This is a genomic window from Cupriavidus sp. H19C3, assembly GCF_049393815.1.
Classification (GTDB): Bacteria; Pseudomonadota; Gammaproteobacteria; order Burkholderiales; family Burkholderiaceae; genus Cupriavidus.
On sequence record NZ_CP184986.1, the window covers coordinates 2,024,832 to 2,043,473 of the forward strand.

Genomic DNA, 18,642 nt, shown 5'->3' on the forward strand with positions numbered 1-18,642 from the left:
TCATTGCCAGCGCATATGTAACATAACCCACTAATACCGCAATAGAAAGTTATCCAATCTGCAACGAACGCTTGAAAAGCGGCGACGCGGGCGCTACGATCCATCCAGAAGTTCGACTCACTCTTCGCAACCAACCCCACATTGCGGCACCTGCCCGGCCGCTGTGATCGAGACAGGAGCAGGCATGCCGTCGCTGGAAGTGATCTCACTCGCCGTCGCGGATGTGGATCGCGCAATCGCCTTCTACCGGGACCGCGCCGGCTTCCACCTCGATGTCGACTATCACCCGACCCCGTCGTTTCGCGTGGTGCAACTGACGCCGGCTGGTTCGGCATGCTCGATCCACCTGGTTGCCAGCGAGACGCCCGCGCCCGTGCGCAACCTGTACCTCGTCACCGATGACATTGCGGCCGAGCGCGCGCAACTGCTCGCGCGCGGCGTGGCCGTGGGCGAATGCCGGCACAAGCACCCACTGGCGACATGGAGCGGCGACTGGGCCGCGGGCCTCGACCCCGAGCGGCGCGACTACGCGACGTTCGCGGATTTCACGGACCCCGATGGCAATCGCTGGACGCTGCAGGAACGCGGCTTCCGTCAGCCCTGAGCCATCGTCGGCCAGCACACCTCGCGCCGCCAGCGGCAACGCGGACAGCGACGCGGGGCAACCACGTAACAGGTGAAACATGGGACTCTCATGGCAGCAAGGCCCGCTTGGCGGCGGGTCGACGGGCCGTTTTCTGACACCCGAGCCATTGCCGGAACGTCTGCTGTTTGCGGAGCCGCTGCGGCGCCGCATGCGCGTGAAGTTCGCTGGAGAGTGGATTGCCGATAGCGAGAACGTGCTGCTGCTGCACGAACCGGCGCGCTATCCGGTGGCCTACTTTCCGCTGGCCGACATTCGCGCCGACGTGCTGTCCAGGGAGGAGCGCGCAACCACGCATCGCGACTTTGGCGAGACCGACTGGTTCACCGTCGCGGTGGGTGCCAACCGCGCGGCGCGCGGCGCGTGGCGGCATGGCGCGGCACCCGCGCATGCGGCGGAATTGCGCGAGCGCGTCGCGTTTGCGTGGCGGGCCATGGATGCGTTTTACGAAGAGGACGAACGCATCGTCGGCCACGCCGCGGATCCATATCACCGTATCGATATCCGCGCGAGCTCGCGCCACCTCGTGGTCAAGGCCGGCGACCGCGTGATTGCCGATACGCGGCGCCCGGTGGTGCTGTTCGAATCGGGCTTTGCGCCGCGCTGGTATGTCGAGCGCGACGATCTCGACGCCACCGCGCTGACGCCCGTGGACGGCCAGACCTTCTGCCCCTACAAGGGGCTGGCGAGCTATTACGACATCGCAGGCGCCCGCAAGGCAGCGTGGTGCTATCCGCAAGCCTGGCCGGAGGTGCACCGCATCTCCAACCTTGTCTCGTTCGAACCGGACAAGGTCGACGTCTTTCTCGACAACCGGAAACTGCTGATGGAGCCCGGGCAGAACGTCACCCCGCATGGCATCGACCGTGCGCTGGACCCGGACGAAATCCTGCAACGCGACGGCATGCGGCGACGCGACTGACGCCGGCTTGCCCGTAGTACTCACAACGGTGTAGCGACTTTGCTACACCGTTTTTTTTGTTTCCATTTCACGCACCCGATACCGCGCTCATACGGAATTTCTCGCCGAACAAGACAGCATGGACGGTACGGAAAGTGTCCGCTCGCTACGGGCAAAATCCCGCGCAATTTGCCGAATATGGCACCGTGGCACGGTTTACCAGAATGCGTGTTTTGCGTAGTTTTCGACAGCGGTACGCCATCTCCGGCCGTGCCCGAAAAATACAAGGAGAACGACTTTGTCGAGCAACGCGAATGGAAGCGGGGGTCAGGTGCAAACGCAACAGCGAGTGACACAACGGCGGGCACGGGTACTTGCAGACGTCGGCGCCCGCATCCGCAGACTGCCTGGACCGGGACTCATGCTGTTTGCATGCGCGGCACTGATCGCCGCGTGCGGCGGTGGCCAGTCCGATGCACCGGGCCGCCCCACGGCTGCCTCCACCGCGGCCGGCTCGGCCGGCGCATCGAATCCTCCCGGTGGCACCGCGCCCGATGGCACGCTGCAACTGCCGCTGGAAGTGCTCGGCGACGGCCGCCCCTCCGCCCCCGTCATTGCCCAGGCCGAACTGACCGTCGACCCGGAGCGGCTGGGCACCGCCAGTCAGCTCTGGTTTGTCTGTCATCGCTGCGGCTTCTTTGGCGCGCCGGAGTTCGAAGCCACTACAGAGCCGGTGACCCGGGTGAAGGCCAGCGTACGCGTGCTTGGCGGCGCCGATACGGAGACGGCCGCGACCGTGCCGTGGGTGGACGTCACCGACGCCAATATGAAGCTTGCCGACCTCGAACGCCTCCAGGGTGGACTCGATCGCGGTGGCTTCTATACGGTGCGCCTCGCGCTGCCGCTCGACGACGCCACACGGGCCAGGCTGGTCGCGGCGCCGCGCCGGAACGTGGTCCAGTTCCGCTTCAACGGCACCGATGGCGAGAGCAACGGCTTCCGCGTCCTGGCGTTGGCGCTGCGCGACGCACAGGGCAATAACCTCGTCACCAACCCGGTGACGTTTGCCGATATCGGACAGGAGAAGGCCGCCGGCCGCATCTGGAGCCCCGACGTGGCGGCCGGGGCCGCACTGTGGAACGCCCAGGACACGATCGCCAAGTCGTCGATCGTGACGCGCAAGATTCACGCGGCCTGTGCGTCATGCCATAGCCCGAGCGGCCGCGACCTGCAGTACTTCAACTACTCCAACTACGCGATTGTCCAGCGCAGCAGGTTCCACGGGCTCAGCGAGGGCGAGGGCCGCCAGATCGCCGCGTACCTGCGGTACTCCCAGCAGCAGGTGCCCCATGTCGCGCAGGCGGCGCCATGGAATCCGCCGTACCAGCCCGGTGCCGGCCTGGACGCCAGGCCGGTGGCCGAATGGGCCGCGGGCGCGGGCCTTGGCGCGGTGCTGGAAACGCCGGCACAGGCCGTCAACGCGATTTTCGGCAAACCGGCCAACGATGTGGCGCCAGCGCTCACGCAAGCCGAGATCGACGCGGTGATGGACCCCAACGCCACGCTGAACACGCGTGAAGTGGCCATGCCGCTGCAGTATCCCGACTGGAATGCGTGGCTGCCGGCCATCCACCCGCTCGATGTATGGCCCGACGGTGCCGACGCCTCCGGTTCGTTCGCCGCTGGCGCGCGCTTCTCGGCGAGCAGCTTCCAGGACCCGAACGGCGCCGCCGCACGTATCGAGGCATGGCTCAAGGCCAATCAGAATCCCAACGGCACGCGCGGGGACTGGAGCCACCTGACGCCCGCCAGGCGCAAGGAAATTGGCGATATGTTCCGCGCGTTCGGCTGGGTCTCGTACAGCTTCCTCGGCGGCGGCAGAGGCAATCATGTCGCGGCCTCCGGCGAATTCGGCGCACAGGTCGGCGCGCGCAACCTCGCACGCCTGGCATCCAGCCAGACCGTGGCCGGCGATCCGCAGGCCGCCACCACCAATGCCTTTATCGAGCGGTCGATGATGAGCCTGCTCCATTGGAACCTGATCCGGCAATGGGACTGGGCCCAGGCCTATGGGCTCGAAGAAAACCAGCCGTGGTTTATCGGCGACTACGACGCCGGCACCAATACGTGGAAAGGCCGGGGCGAAAAGCGTGGCTGGCCGTTCAATACCGTCAGCGCGTTCTATCTGGCCCCGCATATGCTGTACCAGGCCGATGCCGACAGCTCGGGGCGCGTCACGCGGGAGTGGTACATGGCGTGGGAAGCCAACAACAAGGTCGGCTCCTACTACCGCACCAATATCTGGTACCAGCTGCAGCTCTCGCTCAACCCGGGGGCGCAAAGCGACTGGGTCAACTTCCCGATGGACTGGCCGTACCTCACCGGCTTCGACGAGGTGCTCGCCAATGCCATCGGCACGGCCGGGCCCGCGGAGAAGAATGCCTCGATGCTGAGTACGGCACGCCTGCTGCAGGCGCATATCAAGGCGGCGCAGTACGTCAACAATGCCATTCCGCTCTACGTGTCCACCGACACCGGCAGCCTGATCAACAACCGGGGCCGCTATGGGCGGGCGCAGACCCTCAAGCACCTGACGCCGACGCAGATGATGGACAAGGCCACCGTCAACTTCGGCACCGCCATCACGCGCTTCTCCGGCCTCGATGAACTGGCCCCGGGGCTGTACCTGAAGGTGCTCAATGGCGAGATCAGGCAATTCAACACGCTCTACACCGATACCGATCCCGCCGCATGGCGTCGATGCGATCCGGCCAACACGGACCTGGGCGAGAGCGAGCCGACGGCGGGCTTTGCCTTCTGCGTGGACCGCAGCCAGCAGCCGCTGGCAGTCTCGCCACGCGGCGGCTATGCGATGAACACGGATATGTATGCCCGTCCGCCGCAGGAACAACTGCAGCAATACGGTATCTGGAAGGCGACGCAGCTGGGCGCGGATCCGGCCCGGGTCCAGAAGTGGAGTGACTGGACCCGGCGCATCTGGCCGTAACACCGCGCGGGCATGGGACGACGCCGGATCCATGCCTGCCACCGTCGGCCGCCCCGGTGGTTACCGGTCGGCCGATGGTCGCACCACGGCCGTCAATGACGCTCAGGGTTGGTACAGCTTTGCCTCGCGCGATGACGCCACCAGGGCGAGGAAGTCCTGCGGCGTGAACGGCATGCTGGCGGCCAGTTCCTGGCGGGAGACCTTGCCATCGTGGTCCATGTCCATCGCCCGGTAGGTCTCGGCGAGGTTGGCCTGGTCCTTGCCGCCGTCCGCCATGACCGCCGCGAGTTCGTCGGGCGAGATCGCGCCATCGCCATTCCGGTCGATCGACTGCGCCACGTGGTTCTTGTGCGCCCCCACCATGTCGATCGAAAACATCCTGATGCCCTTGGCCTCGAGGTCCGACGCCGCCGCCGACTGGGCGTTACGTCGGTCCGTGTCCGCGAGCTCCGCGGCGCGCGCGGCAGACTGTCCTTGCGCGGCATAAACGGCGCCCGCACCCGTGATACGCAATTCCATGACGACCTCCATTGAAAAGAAGAAAGGCCATCGTAGTACCGGCACCCCAGTGCCATCGCAGAAGCAGGCGGCATAAGTGGCCCGAAATCGGGCCGATGACGCATGGGTAAGCGCGCCTTGCCTGGCCTGTGTCGCTTACCATCGGCCGCTACCGCCGGTCGCTTGTGGCCTGGCCGCTCGCCGCGCTCGTCACGCCGCTTCCTGTACCGCGGGGCTGGCCATCCTGCGCCATTCCGCCGGCGTCAGTCCGACGTGGTCCTTGAATGCGCGGCGGAACGCGGCAACGGATTGATAGCCCACCAGCTCCGCCACGGCATCGGTGGAGAGCGATGGCTTGCGCAAGGCGCCGGTGGCCATCGTCATACGGATATCGGTCAGCAGTTCGCTGGCCGAGCGTCCCACCTTCTCCTGGAAATGCCGCGCCAGCGTGGCGCGCGACATATTGCAGCGTTGCGCCAGTTCGGGCAGCGTCCACGGATGCGCGGGCTGCTCGAACATCGCCATCAATGCCGGCGCCAGGCGTGGATGCCCGGCTAGCGCCAGCAGCCCCACCGGGGCTTCCTCGGCTTCGCTCGCCAGACGCAGCGCCAGCGCAAACAGCGCTGCCGACAGTGCATTGAGCATGGCCAGGCCGCCCAGGCCATCGGCGGACGACTCGCGGCGCATCAGGCTGACCAGGTTGATCACATTGGCCGCCGATTCGGAACGCCGGTCTCCGGGCGCGTCGTTGCTGGCGCGCACCACCAGCGACGAGGGCAGATAGCCACGCACCAGGCGCTCATGCTGCGGTCCCACCACAAAGCGCCCGCACAGCATTTCCAGCTGCTCACCCTGGCCACGGTTCTCGCTGACGACGACGTTCGCGGTACCGCGCTCGCGCGAGGTCAGCGGCCGGTGACCGCTGCCGTCGTGCAGCACATGCGCGGTGCCGTGCGACAGCATGACGATATCGCCGGCGTAAAGGGGGTGACGATGAGGACCGTCCTCAAGTACGGCCGAGCCTGCCACGATCACGTGATACGGCATTTCGCCCGGTCCGGACTGCTCGTAGTTGACGCGCCATGGCGCCCCATAAAGACAACGCACTTCAAGGCGCCCGCTCACGGGCATGATGTCCAGCAGTTGACTAAGCCAATCCATTTACTGCCCTCGCCGTTGAATTATTTTCCATACATCGATCCGTCATCGTATACCCCGACAAATAACTTGGCAAAAGCATTTAGCGAGGTTACTCTAAAGTTGCGTTGCCGGGGTCATTGATGTCGCTAACGTGCGCCATCAGTCGGTAACAGCAGCGTGAGCGCGATAGGGTTTATCCGTAGTGGCACTTCCCTTCCTGCCGGAAACGGGTTATCTCAACTATCGACAAAAGCCAACGTGGAAGGGCATCAAGAACGGGAGAATGCAGGATGTCTTCGTCAAGTGCAGTCATTATCACCGGTGCAACGCAGGGCATCGGGGCGGAACTGGTCAAGGCATATCGCGCACAGGACGATGGCGTCGTGACCATCTGCGAGGAGAGGCAATAGATGGAGCAGTTCGGACTTATCGGTGTCTTCGTGAAGACTGTCGAACTGAGCAGTTTCACCCGAAGTGCATCGGCACTCGGCATATCCACCTCATCCGTCAGCAAGTCGATCGCCAGGCTGGAGAGCGATCTTGGCGTCAAGCTACTGGAGCGCACCACGCGCAATGTGGGCACGACGCCGGACGGCATGACCTTCTACCGGCGCTGCAAGCTGATCCTGCGCGAGCTGGAGGATGCCCGCAACGAGCTCGCCGCGACCCATGCCACCCAGAGCGGACGGCTGCGTGTCACCCTGCCGGTCAGCTACGGAAAATTCTGGATCATGCCGATCCTGAACGGCATCGCCAAGCAGTTCCCCGACCTGATCATCAGCACGCGGCTCTCGGACCGCAATGCCGACGAGAACGACGAAGGCTTCGACGTGGCCATCGTGATCGGCGAGCCGCCCGACACGCGGCTGGTCACGCGCAAGCTGCATGAATCCCGCATCGTCACGGCGGCCGGTCCGGGCTATCTCGACGAATGGGGCACGCCGGCATCGCCGGAGGATCTGGTCTCCCATAACTGCCTGACCCTGCTGCGGCAGGGACGGCGGGCCCGCCCGACCTGGTCGTTCCAGCGCGGCGACGAAGTATCGGATCACAGCTTCGTCAAAGGCAACCTGTTTATCGACAACACCGAGGCGTTGCTCGATGCCGCGGCGCAAGGCGTCGGCATCGTGCAGGTGCCGGACTATGTGGCCCTGCCCTACCTCAAGAAGGGGGCGCTGGTCGAGATCCTGGCCGACTTCCGCGCGCCGGGCCCGCCGGTATGGGTCCTGTATGCCTCGCACCGCCATCATGCGAGCCGCGTCAGCATGTTTATCGACACGCTGTTTGCCAGCGTGGACAGTCTGCCCGGCGAGGCGGAGATGGCGCGCGCCGCGTCGCGTGCGTCACGCCAGCTCGGGATGGAAATGTCGGAGGTGCGCACGGAAGTGCGTCATGGCGATCGCCCGGACGGCCGCAACGAAGCGCGCGGCAATACTGGCAGGTCCAGAGCGGCTGCTACCAGCCCGTGGCGTGAGGCAAGCCTCTGATCGATGCGGTGGAAAAAGAGCAGACGCGCCGGAGCCGTTCACGACGCGTCTGCTTGAAGTTCGGCAATCGTCAGAAGCGATGGCGAATGCCGATGACCGCGGAGAGCTGGCTCTGGCCGCCGACCACCTGCTCGGAACTCGTGGTCAGCGTATTGGGAGAACGCGTCAGCGACGGACCGAAGCCCCCGAGGCCCAGGCTCGAACCATGGCGGTTCCAGGCGTAGCCCACCACGGTGTACAGGTCGGTGCGCTTGGTGAACGCATACGAGGTTTTCCAGACGAAGCTGAACGGATCGGCGGCACTGTTGCGCACATCCGTGTAATACGCTGCGCCGGTCGTCGATAGCTGTGGCGTGATCTGGTATTGCAGGCCCAGCCAGTAGAGGTTGGTGCGCAGCTCGCTGGCCTGGTAGTTGCCGTAGTACCAGCGATAGCCCGCGTAGATCTTGGCGGCGCCAAGCGAGTAGATACCGGCAATCGCGGCGCGCCGCTCGGTGTTGCGGTCGGTGATCAGCGTGCTGCCGCGCAGTTCGTCATACACCACGCGGGTCGTGAACGGCCCGGAGGTATAACCCAGCGCGCCACTCAGCTCGCGCCCCGCCTTCGAGGCACCAGGAATCTCGCCGCCGGCCGAGCTGTCGTAGCCAGTGCTGTAGAGCAGGCCATAGTAGATAGCGCCGGTCTGGCCCGAGAACTTGACGGAGTTATCCGAGCGGCTCGACATCCAGCGATCGTGCGTCAGCAGCGAATATCGCGTGGACACCGACAACGGATCGAACGGCGTGGAAAAATCATAGACCAGATTCTGGTGCCGGCCGATACTGAACATGCCGTAGCGGTTGGCCAGACCCACATAGGCCTGCCGTCCGAACAGACGGCCGCCCTGGTTGGCCACACCCGTATCGGCATCGAAGCCGTTCTCGATCTGGAACACCGCTTTGAGGCCGCCGCCGAGATCCTCGGTACCGCGCAGACCCCAACGCGAAGTCGACTGGTTGCCGGCCGCCACACGCAGCACGGAGCCACTGGCGCCACCTGCCCTGGGCAGATGATTGATGTACTCGATACCGTCGTCCACCACCCCATAGAGTGTCACACTGCTCTGACCGAAAGAGGCCATGGGCAGCAGCGACATGGCCGCCGCAATTGCTAGCCGATTCTTCATTCCTTGATGATCCCTGTTATTTTTCGCGTGAAATCGCCTCGGCGTTTGCGGCATGCCGGATGTGAAGACATCCCTCGCAAAGGGTTCCGACTATCGGGGCCGACGACCGGGCGGAACGAATTTTTGCATTCGGGCACGGCCACCGACAATGCGTGTGCCATGGAATGCAGATTTCCAGTTTCTGGAAATTCCCCCCCGTGAAAGACGGGCTGGACGATCCGCGCGCGCATGCGCACGGCGAAAAAATGCCGTGAGACGCGCGGGCATGAATTTGAGTCGATCGAGTCTCGCCGGCATGATGCCTCGCCCCTATCATGTCGCACTCGATCAGCGACCCGCCATGGGCGGGCGATTGCGCAAAAGATGGACAGACTAGATGCGATGAAGGTCTTTGTCGCGGTGGTCGAGGCAGGCGGCTTTGCCGCCGCCAGCCGCCGGCTCGACATTCCGATCGCCACGATCAGCCGCAACGTCTCTCAATTGGAAGGGCATCTGGAAGCGAGCCTGCTGGTGCGATCGACGCGGGCCCTCCGGCTCACCGACGTCGGCTCCGGCTACTACGCGTCGTGCAAGTCGATCCTGCGCCAGATCGGCGATGCCGAGCGCCTGGTCGCCGAGGGTCATCACTTCGTGCGCGGGGACGTCGTCGTCACCGCCCCGCTGCTGTTCGGACGTCTGCATGTGCTGCCGGTGGTCCGTGACTTTACGGCGACGTTTCCCGATATCCACGTGCGCCTCAATCTCTCCGACAAGGTACTGAACCTGGTGGACGAGCACATCGACGTGGCGGTGCGGGTCGGCAACCTCCCCGACAGCAGCATGATCGCCACGGGGGTCGGCGGTGTGATGCGGGTGGTATGCGGCAGCCCGTCCTACCTCGATGCGCGTGGGCGCCCGGCAACGCCGGCGGATCTCGGACGGCACGACTGCATCGAGATCGACACGCTACCGTCGGGGCCGACGTGGAGCTTTGCGGGATCGGCACGCGCCCGGGCCGACCGCATCCGCATCCGGCCGCGCATCTCCGTCAATACCGCAGAGGCCGCAGTGGATGCCGCCATCAGCGGCATGGGCCTGGCCCACGTGCTGTCGCACCAGGTGGCGCAGGGCGTGGCCAGAGGCGAACTGGAACTGGTGTTGCGCCAGTATGAGCCGCCCGCGATTCCGGTGAATCTGATGTATGCGTCCCAAGGCAGCCTGGCGGCGCGCACGCGCGCGTTCATCGATTACGCGGTGGCACAGCTGCGGGCGCGGCTGGAGCGCGACGAGGCGCGCCTGCAGGCAGCGGGCTAGCGAGCGGCTGCGGCCAGCTAGCCGTCGGCACTGTGACGGGCGCGATGCGATGCTACGCCCGCACCGCGTCCAGCAGCCCTGCGAGCGACGCGATCTCGCGGTCGGGACGCACGCCCAGTTCGTCGAATGCCGTGCCCGTGCGGTTGACCCACGCGACCTGGTAGCCAAAGTGCCTGGCGCCGCTGGCATCCCACGGGTTGGAGGAGACGAACAGCAGCTCGTGGCGCGCTGCGCCCAGGTACTGCTCGCCCAGTTCATACGCGCGCGTATGGGGCTTGTACAACCGCACTTGCTCGATGCTGATCAGGTGCGCGAAGTGTTGTTCCAGCCCCGAATGCTGCACGACGCTGGCGATCGAGCGGCTCGATCCGTTCGACAGGATTGCCAGCGGCACGCCCAGCGCCTGCAGCGCCCCCAACGTCGACGCGGTTTCGGGGAATGGCTGCAGCTTCAGATAGGCATCGCACAGCATGGCGCGCTGCGCATCGCTCAGCGGCAGCGCCAGGCGGTGGCATACGTAGACCAGCGCGTCCTCGGTGATGTCCTCGAACGGCCGGTACTGGTTCATCAGGCTGCGCAGCCACGCATATTCGAGCTGTTTCAGCCGCCAGAGCTGGCTGACCTCAGCGCCGCGACCGGGAAAACACGCGTCGCATGCCTGCGCGACCGAATACACGTCGTAGAGCGTGCCATACAGATCGAACACCACACCTTTGATCTTGCTCATGCCATCCTCCTTGGGTCAATGCCCCCGCCGCGCCAGCCGCGCGAGCCGCGCTACGCCGCGCACGCGGCGTGCCAGGATCAAACCGCCTTCACCTCGCCACCATCGATGCGCAGCACCGTACCCGTCATCCAGCGTGCCGCCGGCGAGACCGCAAACGCCATCACCTCTGCAATGTCCTCGGGCTCGCCGAAGCGTCGGATGCCGGCCTGCCGCAGGAACCCCGCCTTGACCTCGTCGATGCTCACGCCCTTGGCCGCTGCCGCCTTCTCCAGCATGCCCATACGGCGACCGGTCATGACCGCTCCGGGCGAGACGCTGTTGACCTGTACGCCATCCTCGATACCACGCTCGGCAAATGCCTTGGCCAACGCTTCGATGCCAGCATTGATCGCGCCCACCGCGGCCGCGCCCGGCTTCGGGATTTCCGCCGCCGTGCCCGAGGTAAAGACCACCGCGCCCTGGCTGGCCTTGAGTGCATCCCAGGCCGCTGCCGTCAGCCGGCGCGCACCGTGGAACTTGAGCTCCATGCCGGTGTGCCACTGTTCGTCGGTCATCTGGAAGACATCGAGGCCAGGCACCGCACCCGCGATATTGAGCAGCGCATCGATGCGTCCGCATCGCGCGAGCGCCGTCTTGACGACGATGTCGGCCGCATCGGCCGCCATCAGGTCGAGCTCGATCGTTTCCGGCACGCTGCCCGCCGCACGGATGCCCCGTGCGACTTCCGCAAGCTGCTCGCCGGCACGCGCCACGATCACGACATGACTGAAATCGCGCGCAAGGCGCAGCGCCGTGGCCCGTCCGATGCCCGAGCTTGCACCCGTGACGATTGCAACCGAATCCGACATGATCTTCCTCAAATGTATGCGACGCAAATCACCGGGCTCCCCATGAGCCGCGCAATGGGTGTCGCGACGGGCAATGTGCCGCCGGCATAATAACCTATATTATTTATTAAAGCAGGTTACTACAAGCCTGCGTACAAACCTGTGCGCCGCTCACGGGGCGCGACCAGTCGGACAAGCCGCATATAGGGGGCCAGGCAAGCGGCAAGCAAGGGGGTAAGAAGGGCGTAAGAAGGGCGTAAGCGCCCCGCAGATGTTGCCGACGCGATTGACAAGGCAGGTCGACGCTCGGGGCGTCGACCTTTCATTGCGGAGTGGCGGCGCTCAGGCGGCCGGCGGCGCGCACGAGCCGCGCAGTACCAGTTCCGTGGGGATCTGGATGCGCAGCCTGTCGGGCGGCACTTCGCCCTTGAGTTGGCGCAGCAGCATGCGCGCGGCCTCGTTGCCGAGCGCGTGCGCGTCATAGCGAATGACCGAGATCGGGGGCGTGGCCAGTTGCGCCAGTTCGCTGTCGTTCGAGGCGATCAGCGAAATATCCTCGGGGATGCGCCGGCCGCCGATACGGATGGCGGGAAGCACGCCCGCCAGCAGCGGCATGCCCAGCACGATGGCGGCGGTGGGCGGCTCGGGCAGGCTCAGCAGCATCTGCATCTCGCGATACGCGTACTCGGTGGAGAAGCTTTCGAGCCGCAGCAACTGCCGGTCGACCGTCAACCCTGCCTGGGCGTGCGCCTGGCGCAGGCCCTCCAGCCGGTCGCGCGCCACACGGGTGCCATTGCCCCCGGTGATCATGGCAATGCGGCGATGGCCGAGGCTGATCAGGTATTCCGCCGCGCGCCGCGTGCCGCCGAGGTGATCGGCCCCCACCGCGTTGACCGGTGCATCGAGTTCGCGCTCCAGCAGCACGACCGGAAGATTGCCCGAGCGGATACTGGCCAGCACCTTCGGATCCGATTCGTCCTGCACCGCGAAGATGACGCCGTCCGCGCCGCGCTGGCGAAACAGGTCGAGCAAGGCCAGCTCGCGTTCGCTGCTGCCATCGCTGCTCGCCACCATGATCATGTAGCCGTGCTCGCTGAGGATGCCCTCGGCACCCTTGACCATGGCCGAATAGATCGGATTGCGGATATCGGAGAAGATAAAGCCGATCATGCGCGCGGACATGCCGCGCATGCTTTGCGCCGCCACGCTAGGCTTCCAGCCAAGTTCGTCGATGGCGGCCTGGACGCGCGCGCGCACGTCCTCGGCGACGGTAGGCACGCCATTTGCCACGCGCGAAACAGTCGCGATAGCGACGCCCGCCGCGCGGGCGACATCATGGACAGTCACGCGCTTGGTCAAATCGGTTTCCGGTCAGAAGGCTTCCTGGAACAGGTTCCGGAAATCGGCCAGGGTCGTCTTCCGGGGATTCCAGCGATTATAGTTGGCCTGCACGCACAGCTCCGCCATCCCCTCCAGCTTGTCCTCGGTCACGCCCGCGTCGCGCAGGCGGCGCGGAATGCCGAGGTCCGCGCACAGCGTGTCGATCGCCTCCACCGCCATGCGGGCGGCATCGAGCATCGGCAAGCCCTGCACGGGCCGTCCCATCGCCGCGGCCACCTTGGCATACTTGGCCGGATTGGCCAGCAGGTTGAAGCGCGCCACCGCCGGCAGGCACAACGCGTTGGACAGGCCGTGCGAGAGATGGAATTCCGCACCGACGAAGCGCGCCATGCAATGCACGTTGCCCAGTCCGGTCTGCCCGAACGTGATCCCCGCCAGTGCCGAACCGCACAGCATGTTGGTCGCGGCTTCCAGGTTCTCGCGATCGGCCACGAACTGGCGGATATTCGCCGCCAGCAGCTCGATGGCCTGCAGGTTGATGGCGTCCGTGATCAGGTTGGACTGGCGCGACACATACGACTCGAACGCGTGGACGAACGCGTCGATGCCCGAGTGCGCCGCCACATGGCCCGGTACGGTCCGCAGCGCGAGCGGATCGAGGATGGCGAATGCCGCGGGATTGAGCGCGGCATGCCGAATCGACATCTTGAGCTGCTTGTCCGTATCGGTAATCACGCAGGAGCCCGACACCTCCGACCCCGTGCCCGCGGTGGTCGGGATCGCGATCAGCGGCGGCGGCGCGATCGCGAATTTCTCGATGCCTTCGTAGTCGTGGATGCGGCCGCCGTTGGCCAGCACGATGCCGACCGCCTTGGCCACGTCGATGGTGCTGCCTCCGCCAATGGCGAGGATGACGGTGGCCTCATGGGCCCGGCATACCTCCAGCGCGCGCGCCACCGTATGCGCGCTCGGGTCCGGCTCGATGTCCGAATAGGTGGCGATGGCCACGCCCTCGCGCTCCAGTAACGCGGTCACGCGGCCGTAGAAATCGCTGCCGAGCAGCGCGGCGTCCACGGCAATGAAGACGCGCTTGCAGCCACGCTCGCGCACGATGCCGGAGATCTTCGCGTGAGATCCCGCGCCCATGTAGATGCGGGTGGGACAGAAGAAGGTGGAGATATCGGTAATGGACATGCAAGTGGTCGGGATTGGTCGGATCGACGGCATCAGTCTGCCGCGGCGAAGCTCGCGGCGATGTTGGTCCAGCGCCCGGTTTCCGCGTGCACGAACGTGGTCAGCGCGGCGGGCGCCATGCCGCCCGGCTCGGCCGCCATGCCTTGCAGGGTGGTCTGCATGGCGGGGTCCTTCATGCTGGCGAGCACCGCCTGGTAGATGCGGTCGCGGATTGGCGCGGGCAGGTTGCGCGGTGCGGTGAGGCTGTACCACGTGCTCATCTGGTAGCCCGGCACGCCCGCTTCGCTCAGCGTGGGCACATCGGGCAGAAAGCGGGTGCGCTGTGCGGTGGTGACCGCAAGCGCCTTGATATTGCCGCCGGCGAGCTGCGCGTTGGCCGAGGCGGCGGAATCGAGCGCGAAGGTCACGCGGCCGCCGATGATGTCCGTCATCATCGGCGAGGCGCCCTTGTACGGCACATGCACGGCTTCGAAGCCTGCCTGCTTCTTCAGCAGCTCGGCCGACAGATGCTGGGTGGTGCCAACGCCGGCGGAACCGTAGGTAGCCTCGGGCTTGTTCGCCTTGACGTAGGCGATCAGTTCCTTGACGTTGTTGACGGGCAAGGACTTGCGCACGATCAGGACGTTCGGCACCACGGCAACGGTGGTGATGTGGGTCATGTCCTTTTCGAAGTCGTACGTCAGGTTCTTGTAGAGCGCCGGTGCCGCGGCGTGGCCCACGTTGGCCAGCAGCAGCGTATAGCCGTCCGGCTGCGCGCGTGCCACCATCGCGGCGCCGAGCGTGCCGCCCGCGCCGGGGCGGTTGTCGACCACCACCGACTGGCCGAGCTCGCGCTGCAACTGGGCGGCAATCGCGCGCGCGACGATGTCGGTGGTGCCGCCGGGCGTGAACGGCGCCACGATGGTGACGGGCCTGGTCGGCCAGTCGGCCGCGCGCGCGGGCGTGGCGGCAACCGCCAGCGCGGCCGACACGCCGAGGGACGCGCCAAATACGCGGGCAAGCTGCTTAAGGGAAGTTTTCATGATGGGTCTCCAGTGTTTCTTATGGGCCGGCACGCGGCCAGCCGGGATTGGAACGGTTCGACGCGGCGCCGGGCCATGCGATATCGATGGCCCGCCCGGTCACGGATTGAAGACGACCAGCCGCTCTTCGGTCATCTCGCGCATGGCGTAGTGCGGACCTTCCTTGCCGAAGCCGCTGTCCTTGACGCCGCCAAACGGCATCACGTCCGAGCGCGCGCTCGAGGTCTCGTTGATCTGCACGGTGCCAAAGCGCAGCGTGCCCGCCGCCTTCAGCGCACGGTCGATATCCTGGGTAAAGATGCCGGCGGCCAGGCCAAACGGCGTGCTGTTGGCGCTGGCCAGCGCGGCGTCGAAGTCGTCGAACGGCCGCAGCGCGAGCAGCGGCGCAAACGCTTCCTGGCACCACACACGCCCGTCTTCGGGCACATCCGTCATGATCACCGGGTCGATCACCGACCGCCGGCGCGTGCCGCCGCACAGCACGCGAGCCCCGGCGGCAGTGGCTTCACCGATCCACGCCTCCGCGCGCAGCGCGGCCTGTTCGCTGATCAGCGGCCCGACACGCGTGGCCGGATCGCGCGGATCGCCGGCTACCAGCGTGCCGGCATACGCCACCAGGCGCTGCGCCACTTCGTCGGCGATGCGGCGATCGACATAAAGACGCTGTACCGAGGTACAGACCTGCCCGGCCTTGCGCAGACCGGCGTTGGCGATCTTGGGGATGGCGCGCTCAAGGTCGGCATCGGCCGCAACGAAGGTACTGGCGATGCTGCCAAGCTCCATCTGCGTCCGGCGCAGGCCCGCGGCGCGCTGGATGATCCGGCCGACGCGCGTGCTGCCGGTGAACGTGTAGAACGCCACGTCCTGTTCTTCCAGCAGCCACGCGCCGACGGTCTCGCCCTCGCCCTGCAGGATGGAGAGGAACGGGGCCGGCATGCCCGCCTCCAGCAGCACCTGGCCGAGCAGCGCGCTGGTCAGCGGCGTCAAGGCGGACGGCTTGAGCACCACCGCGTTGCCTGCGCCGTACGCGGGCCCCACCTTGTGCAGCACCGTATTGAGCGGGGAATTGAACGGCGTGATCGCGCACACCACGCCGACCGGAAAGCGCTGCGTAAAGCCGATGCGGCGATGCGCGCCGGGACTTGCCGCAAAGGGCACCACCTCGCCGGTCAGCTGCGTGGCTTCATTGGCGCACAGCGTCAGCGTGACCTTGGCGCGGTCGACCTCATTGTTGGCATCGGCCAGCGTAAAGCCGGCTTCGGTGCTCATCGCATCGACAAAGCGGCCGCGCCATGCCTCGAGCAGGTCGGCCGCGCGCCGCAGCACCACGGCGCGGTCATGCGGCGGTTGCGGGCCGGCATTGACGGCGTCGCTGGCGATGCGTACCGCCTGCGCTACCTGCGCCCGCGTGGCGGAGGTGAGCGTGGCGATGACCTCGCCGGTGAACTTGTCGTCCACGTCGAAACGGTGGTCGGAATCGACCCATTGGCCATTGATCAGATTGCCGGCGGGAGGCAGGTACTCGGCAGGAAAACGGCAGTTGCGCATGGGGAGTCAGGACGGTTTGAGAAAACGTTTTCTCATATTCACCGAGACCGCCCGGAATGTCAAACTGCGTCGCGATGGGGAATACCCTATGTTTTCGTCGCGTTCCGCGCGCGAAATTGGAATAACCGCATCCGCACAACCGCGTCTGATAGCGCCGCTCCCCGCATCTTGCAAGGGCTTACGGGAAAACGTTTACCGAAAGCAAGCGTGGACCCGCCAACCCGCATCGCACCCTTTCGCGCGATTGCCATGACCCGACCACCGGAAACTTCGATGTTCGGCGGCAAGGTCGTCTAGAATTCGCGGGATTCGAAGCGCGTATGCAATGGATGCCGGCCCCCATCTGTCGCGTGCGACGCCACCTGACCTTATCGATGCAACCATGACAAAAGAGCTCGTTCGCGTACAAAGCGGTGTTCCAGGCCTGGACGCCATTCTCTGCGGGGGCTTGGTACAAGGGGCGGCCTACATCGTCCAGGGCAGCCCCGGGGCCGGCAAGACCATCCTTGCCAACCAGATCGCCTTCAACCAGGTCGGCGCGGGCGGACGCGTGCTGTACGTGACGCTGCTGGCCGAGTCGCACGACCGGCTGTTCCAGGCCCTGTCGACGTTCGATTTCTACGATGCCGCCGCGGTCGGGCGCGATGTCTTCTATATCAGCCTGTTCAAGGTGCTCCAGGAAGAAGGGCTTCCCGCGCTCGTCACCGCGCTGCGCAGCGAGCTGGCACGGCATCACTGCACCACGCTGGTCCTGGATGGCCTGCTGATCGCCAAGGACAAGGCCGAGTCGGCGCTCGACGTCAAGACGTTCGTGGCGGAGCTGCAGAGCCATGCCGCCTTCAACAGCTGTACGGTGCTGTTTCTGACCAGCGCGCGCATCGACGATGTCAGCCCCGAGCACACCATGGTCGACGGGGTGATCCAGTTGAAGGAGGAACTGGTCGGCATTCGTACCGTGCGCCAGCTGCGGGTGTCCAAATCGCGCGGTAGCGCGGCGCTCGGCGGACTGCATCAGTACCGGATTTCCGGGCGCGGCATCGATGTGTATCCGCGCCTGGAAGCCTTGCTCGACGCGCCCGTGCGCGAGGAACCGCTGGAACAGGAGCGCGTCGCCACCGGCGTGTCGGGCCTGGAGTCGCTGATCGGTGGCGGCCTGTCGCCGGCGGCGGTCACGCTGCTGATGGGGCCGGCGGGCAGCGGCAAGACCACCTTTGGCCTCAATTTCCTGAGCCTGGCCACGCCCGAGCGGCCGGGGCTCTACTTCGGCTTCTACGAGTCGCCGCAGCGCCTGCGCATCAAGGCGCGCGCGCTCGGCATGGACATCGACGCGCTCGAGCGTTCCGGGGCGTTGATCATGTTGTGGAATCCGATGACCGAAAACCTGGTCGACCAGCTTGGCCATCAACTGCTCGATGCCGTGCGGCAACGGGGCGTGCACCGCCTCTTTATCGACGGCATTACCGGCTTCCAGCGCGCCGCGGTCTATCCGGCCCGGCTCATCGAGTTCTATAGCGCGCTCGCCAACACGTTGCGCACCCTCGGCGTATCGACCATCGCGACGCTGGAGATGCGCGACCTCAACGGCTTCGCCGGCACCGACCCGCTGCCGGAGTACAGCAGCCTCATGGACAACCTCGTGCTGCTGCGTCAGGCAGGACTGCGAGGCGAACTCAGGAGATTTATCGGCGTCGTCAAGATGCGCGACAGCGCATTCGACACCGCCTTCCACGACATCGTCATCGGGCAGGGCGGGTTGCATGTTGCCAATCGTTTGATCGTGCCAGGAGACACGGTTGAGAGAGACGCCGGTGTCGGTGCGGCTGGCGCTCAAACGACCATCGGGACCTGA

The 18,642-nt window shown here is 65.7% G+C and carries 15 protein-coding genes; 6 read left to right on the forward strand and 9 right to left on the reverse strand.

Translation table 11 applies throughout. The features are described 5' to 3' along the window. The first annotated feature begins 184 nt into the window (after window positions 1-184). The 3 genes from DFLDMN_RS28565 to DFLDMN_RS28575 all read left to right on the forward strand — a co-directional run bounded on the left by DFLDMN_RS28565 (window position 185) and on the right by DFLDMN_RS28575 (window position 4,551). Window positions 185-604, forward strand: coding sequence for a VOC family protein (locus DFLDMN_RS28565; protein WP_423199109.1), 420 nt, complete (start codon window positions 185-187; stop codon window positions 602-604). Window positions 605-683: 79 nt separating this feature from the next. Next, the gene (locus DFLDMN_RS28570) at window positions 684-1,565 is read left to right on the forward strand and encodes a DUF427 domain-containing protein (protein ID WP_423199110.1); all 882 of its coding nucleotides are present in this window, start codon (window positions 684-686) and stop codon (window positions 1,563-1,565) included. A gap of 400 nt (window positions 1,566-1,965) precedes the next feature. After that, window positions 1,966-4,551: a hypothetical protein gene (locus DFLDMN_RS28575; protein ID WP_423199111.1), complete on the forward strand. Its 2,586-nt coding sequence runs from the start codon at window positions 1,966-1,968 to the stop codon at window positions 4,549-4,551. Between the two features lie 102 nt (window positions 4,552-4,653). Here the strand turns inward: DFLDMN_RS28575 and DFLDMN_RS28580 are convergent, their stop codons facing one another. Then, the gene (locus DFLDMN_RS28580; protein WP_423199112.1) at window positions 4,654-5,070 is read right to left on the reverse strand and encodes an EF-hand domain-containing protein; all 417 of its coding nucleotides are present in this window, start codon (window positions 5,068-5,070) and stop codon (window positions 4,654-4,656) included. Window positions 5,071-5,259: 189 nt separating this feature from the next. After that, the gene (locus DFLDMN_RS28585; protein ID WP_423199113.1) at window positions 5,260-6,210 is read right to left on the reverse strand and encodes a cupin domain-containing protein; all 951 of its coding nucleotides are present in this window, start codon (window positions 6,208-6,210) and stop codon (window positions 5,260-5,262) included. A 389-nt stretch (window positions 6,211-6,599) separates the two neighbouring features. Here DFLDMN_RS28585 and DFLDMN_RS28590 point away from each other — a divergent pair, with 389 nt between their 5' ends. Further along, on the forward strand, window positions 6,600-7,676 hold the full coding sequence (locus DFLDMN_RS28590) for a LysR family transcriptional regulator (RefSeq protein ID WP_423199114.1): 1,077 nt from the start codon (window positions 6,600-6,602) through the stop codon (window positions 7,674-7,676). A gap of 70 nt (window positions 7,677-7,746) precedes the next feature. On the opposite strand, the gene DFLDMN_RS28595 is transcribed toward DFLDMN_RS28590, so the two are convergent. Continuing rightward, entirely contained in the window at window positions 7,747-8,841 is a 1,095-nt protein-coding gene (locus tag DFLDMN_RS28595) for a porin (RefSeq protein ID WP_423199115.1), read from the reverse strand. 363 nt (window positions 8,842-9,204) lie between these two features. Here DFLDMN_RS28595 and DFLDMN_RS28600 point away from each other — a divergent pair, with 363 nt between their 5' ends. Next, entirely contained in the window at window positions 9,205-10,134 is a 930-nt protein-coding gene (locus DFLDMN_RS28600) for a LysR family transcriptional regulator (RefSeq protein ID WP_423199116.1), read from the forward strand. Window positions 10,135-10,186: 52 nt separating this feature from the next. On the opposite strand, the gene DFLDMN_RS28605 is transcribed toward DFLDMN_RS28600, so the two are convergent. The 6 genes from DFLDMN_RS28605 to DFLDMN_RS28630 all read right to left on the reverse strand — a co-directional run bounded on the left by DFLDMN_RS28605 (window position 10,187) and on the right by DFLDMN_RS28630 (window position 16,793). Beyond that, window positions 10,187-10,861: an HAD family hydrolase gene (locus tag DFLDMN_RS28605; protein ID WP_423199117.1), complete on the reverse strand. Its 675-nt coding sequence runs from the start codon at window positions 10,859-10,861 to the stop codon at window positions 10,187-10,189. Window positions 10,862-10,938: 77 nt separating this feature from the next. Next, window positions 10,939-11,709, reverse strand: coding sequence for an SDR family oxidoreductase (locus DFLDMN_RS28610; RefSeq protein WP_423199118.1), 771 nt, complete (start codon window positions 11,707-11,709; stop codon window positions 10,939-10,941). Between the two features lie 321 nt (window positions 11,710-12,030). Next, window positions 12,031-13,035 (reverse strand): substrate-binding domain-containing protein, encoded by a 1,005-nt coding sequence (locus DFLDMN_RS28615; RefSeq protein WP_423200602.1) that lies wholly within the window; start codon window positions 13,033-13,035, stop codon window positions 12,031-12,033. Between the two features lie 24 nt (window positions 13,036-13,059). Further along, entirely contained in the window at window positions 13,060-14,223 is a 1,164-nt protein-coding gene (locus DFLDMN_RS28620) for an iron-containing alcohol dehydrogenase (RefSeq protein ID WP_423199119.1), read from the reverse strand. A gap of 32 nt (window positions 14,224-14,255) precedes the next feature. Next, on the reverse strand, window positions 14,256-15,245 hold the full coding sequence (locus DFLDMN_RS28625; RefSeq protein ID WP_423199120.1) for a tripartite tricarboxylate transporter substrate binding protein: 990 nt from the start codon (window positions 15,243-15,245) through the stop codon (window positions 14,256-14,258). 99 nt (window positions 15,246-15,344) lie between these two features. After that, window positions 15,345-16,793 carry an aldehyde dehydrogenase family protein gene (locus DFLDMN_RS28630; protein ID WP_423199121.1) on the reverse strand — a complete coding sequence of 483 codons (1,449 nt, stop codon included), beginning with the start codon at window positions 16,791-16,793 and terminating at the stop codon, window positions 15,345-15,347. Window positions 16,794-17,175: 382 nt separating this feature from the next. Here DFLDMN_RS28630 and DFLDMN_RS28635 point away from each other — a divergent pair, with 382 nt between their 5' ends. Next, window positions 17,176-18,642 carry an ATPase domain-containing protein gene (locus DFLDMN_RS28635; RefSeq protein WP_423199122.1) on the forward strand — a complete coding sequence of 489 codons (1,467 nt, stop codon included), beginning with the start codon at window positions 17,176-17,178 and terminating at the stop codon, window positions 18,640-18,642.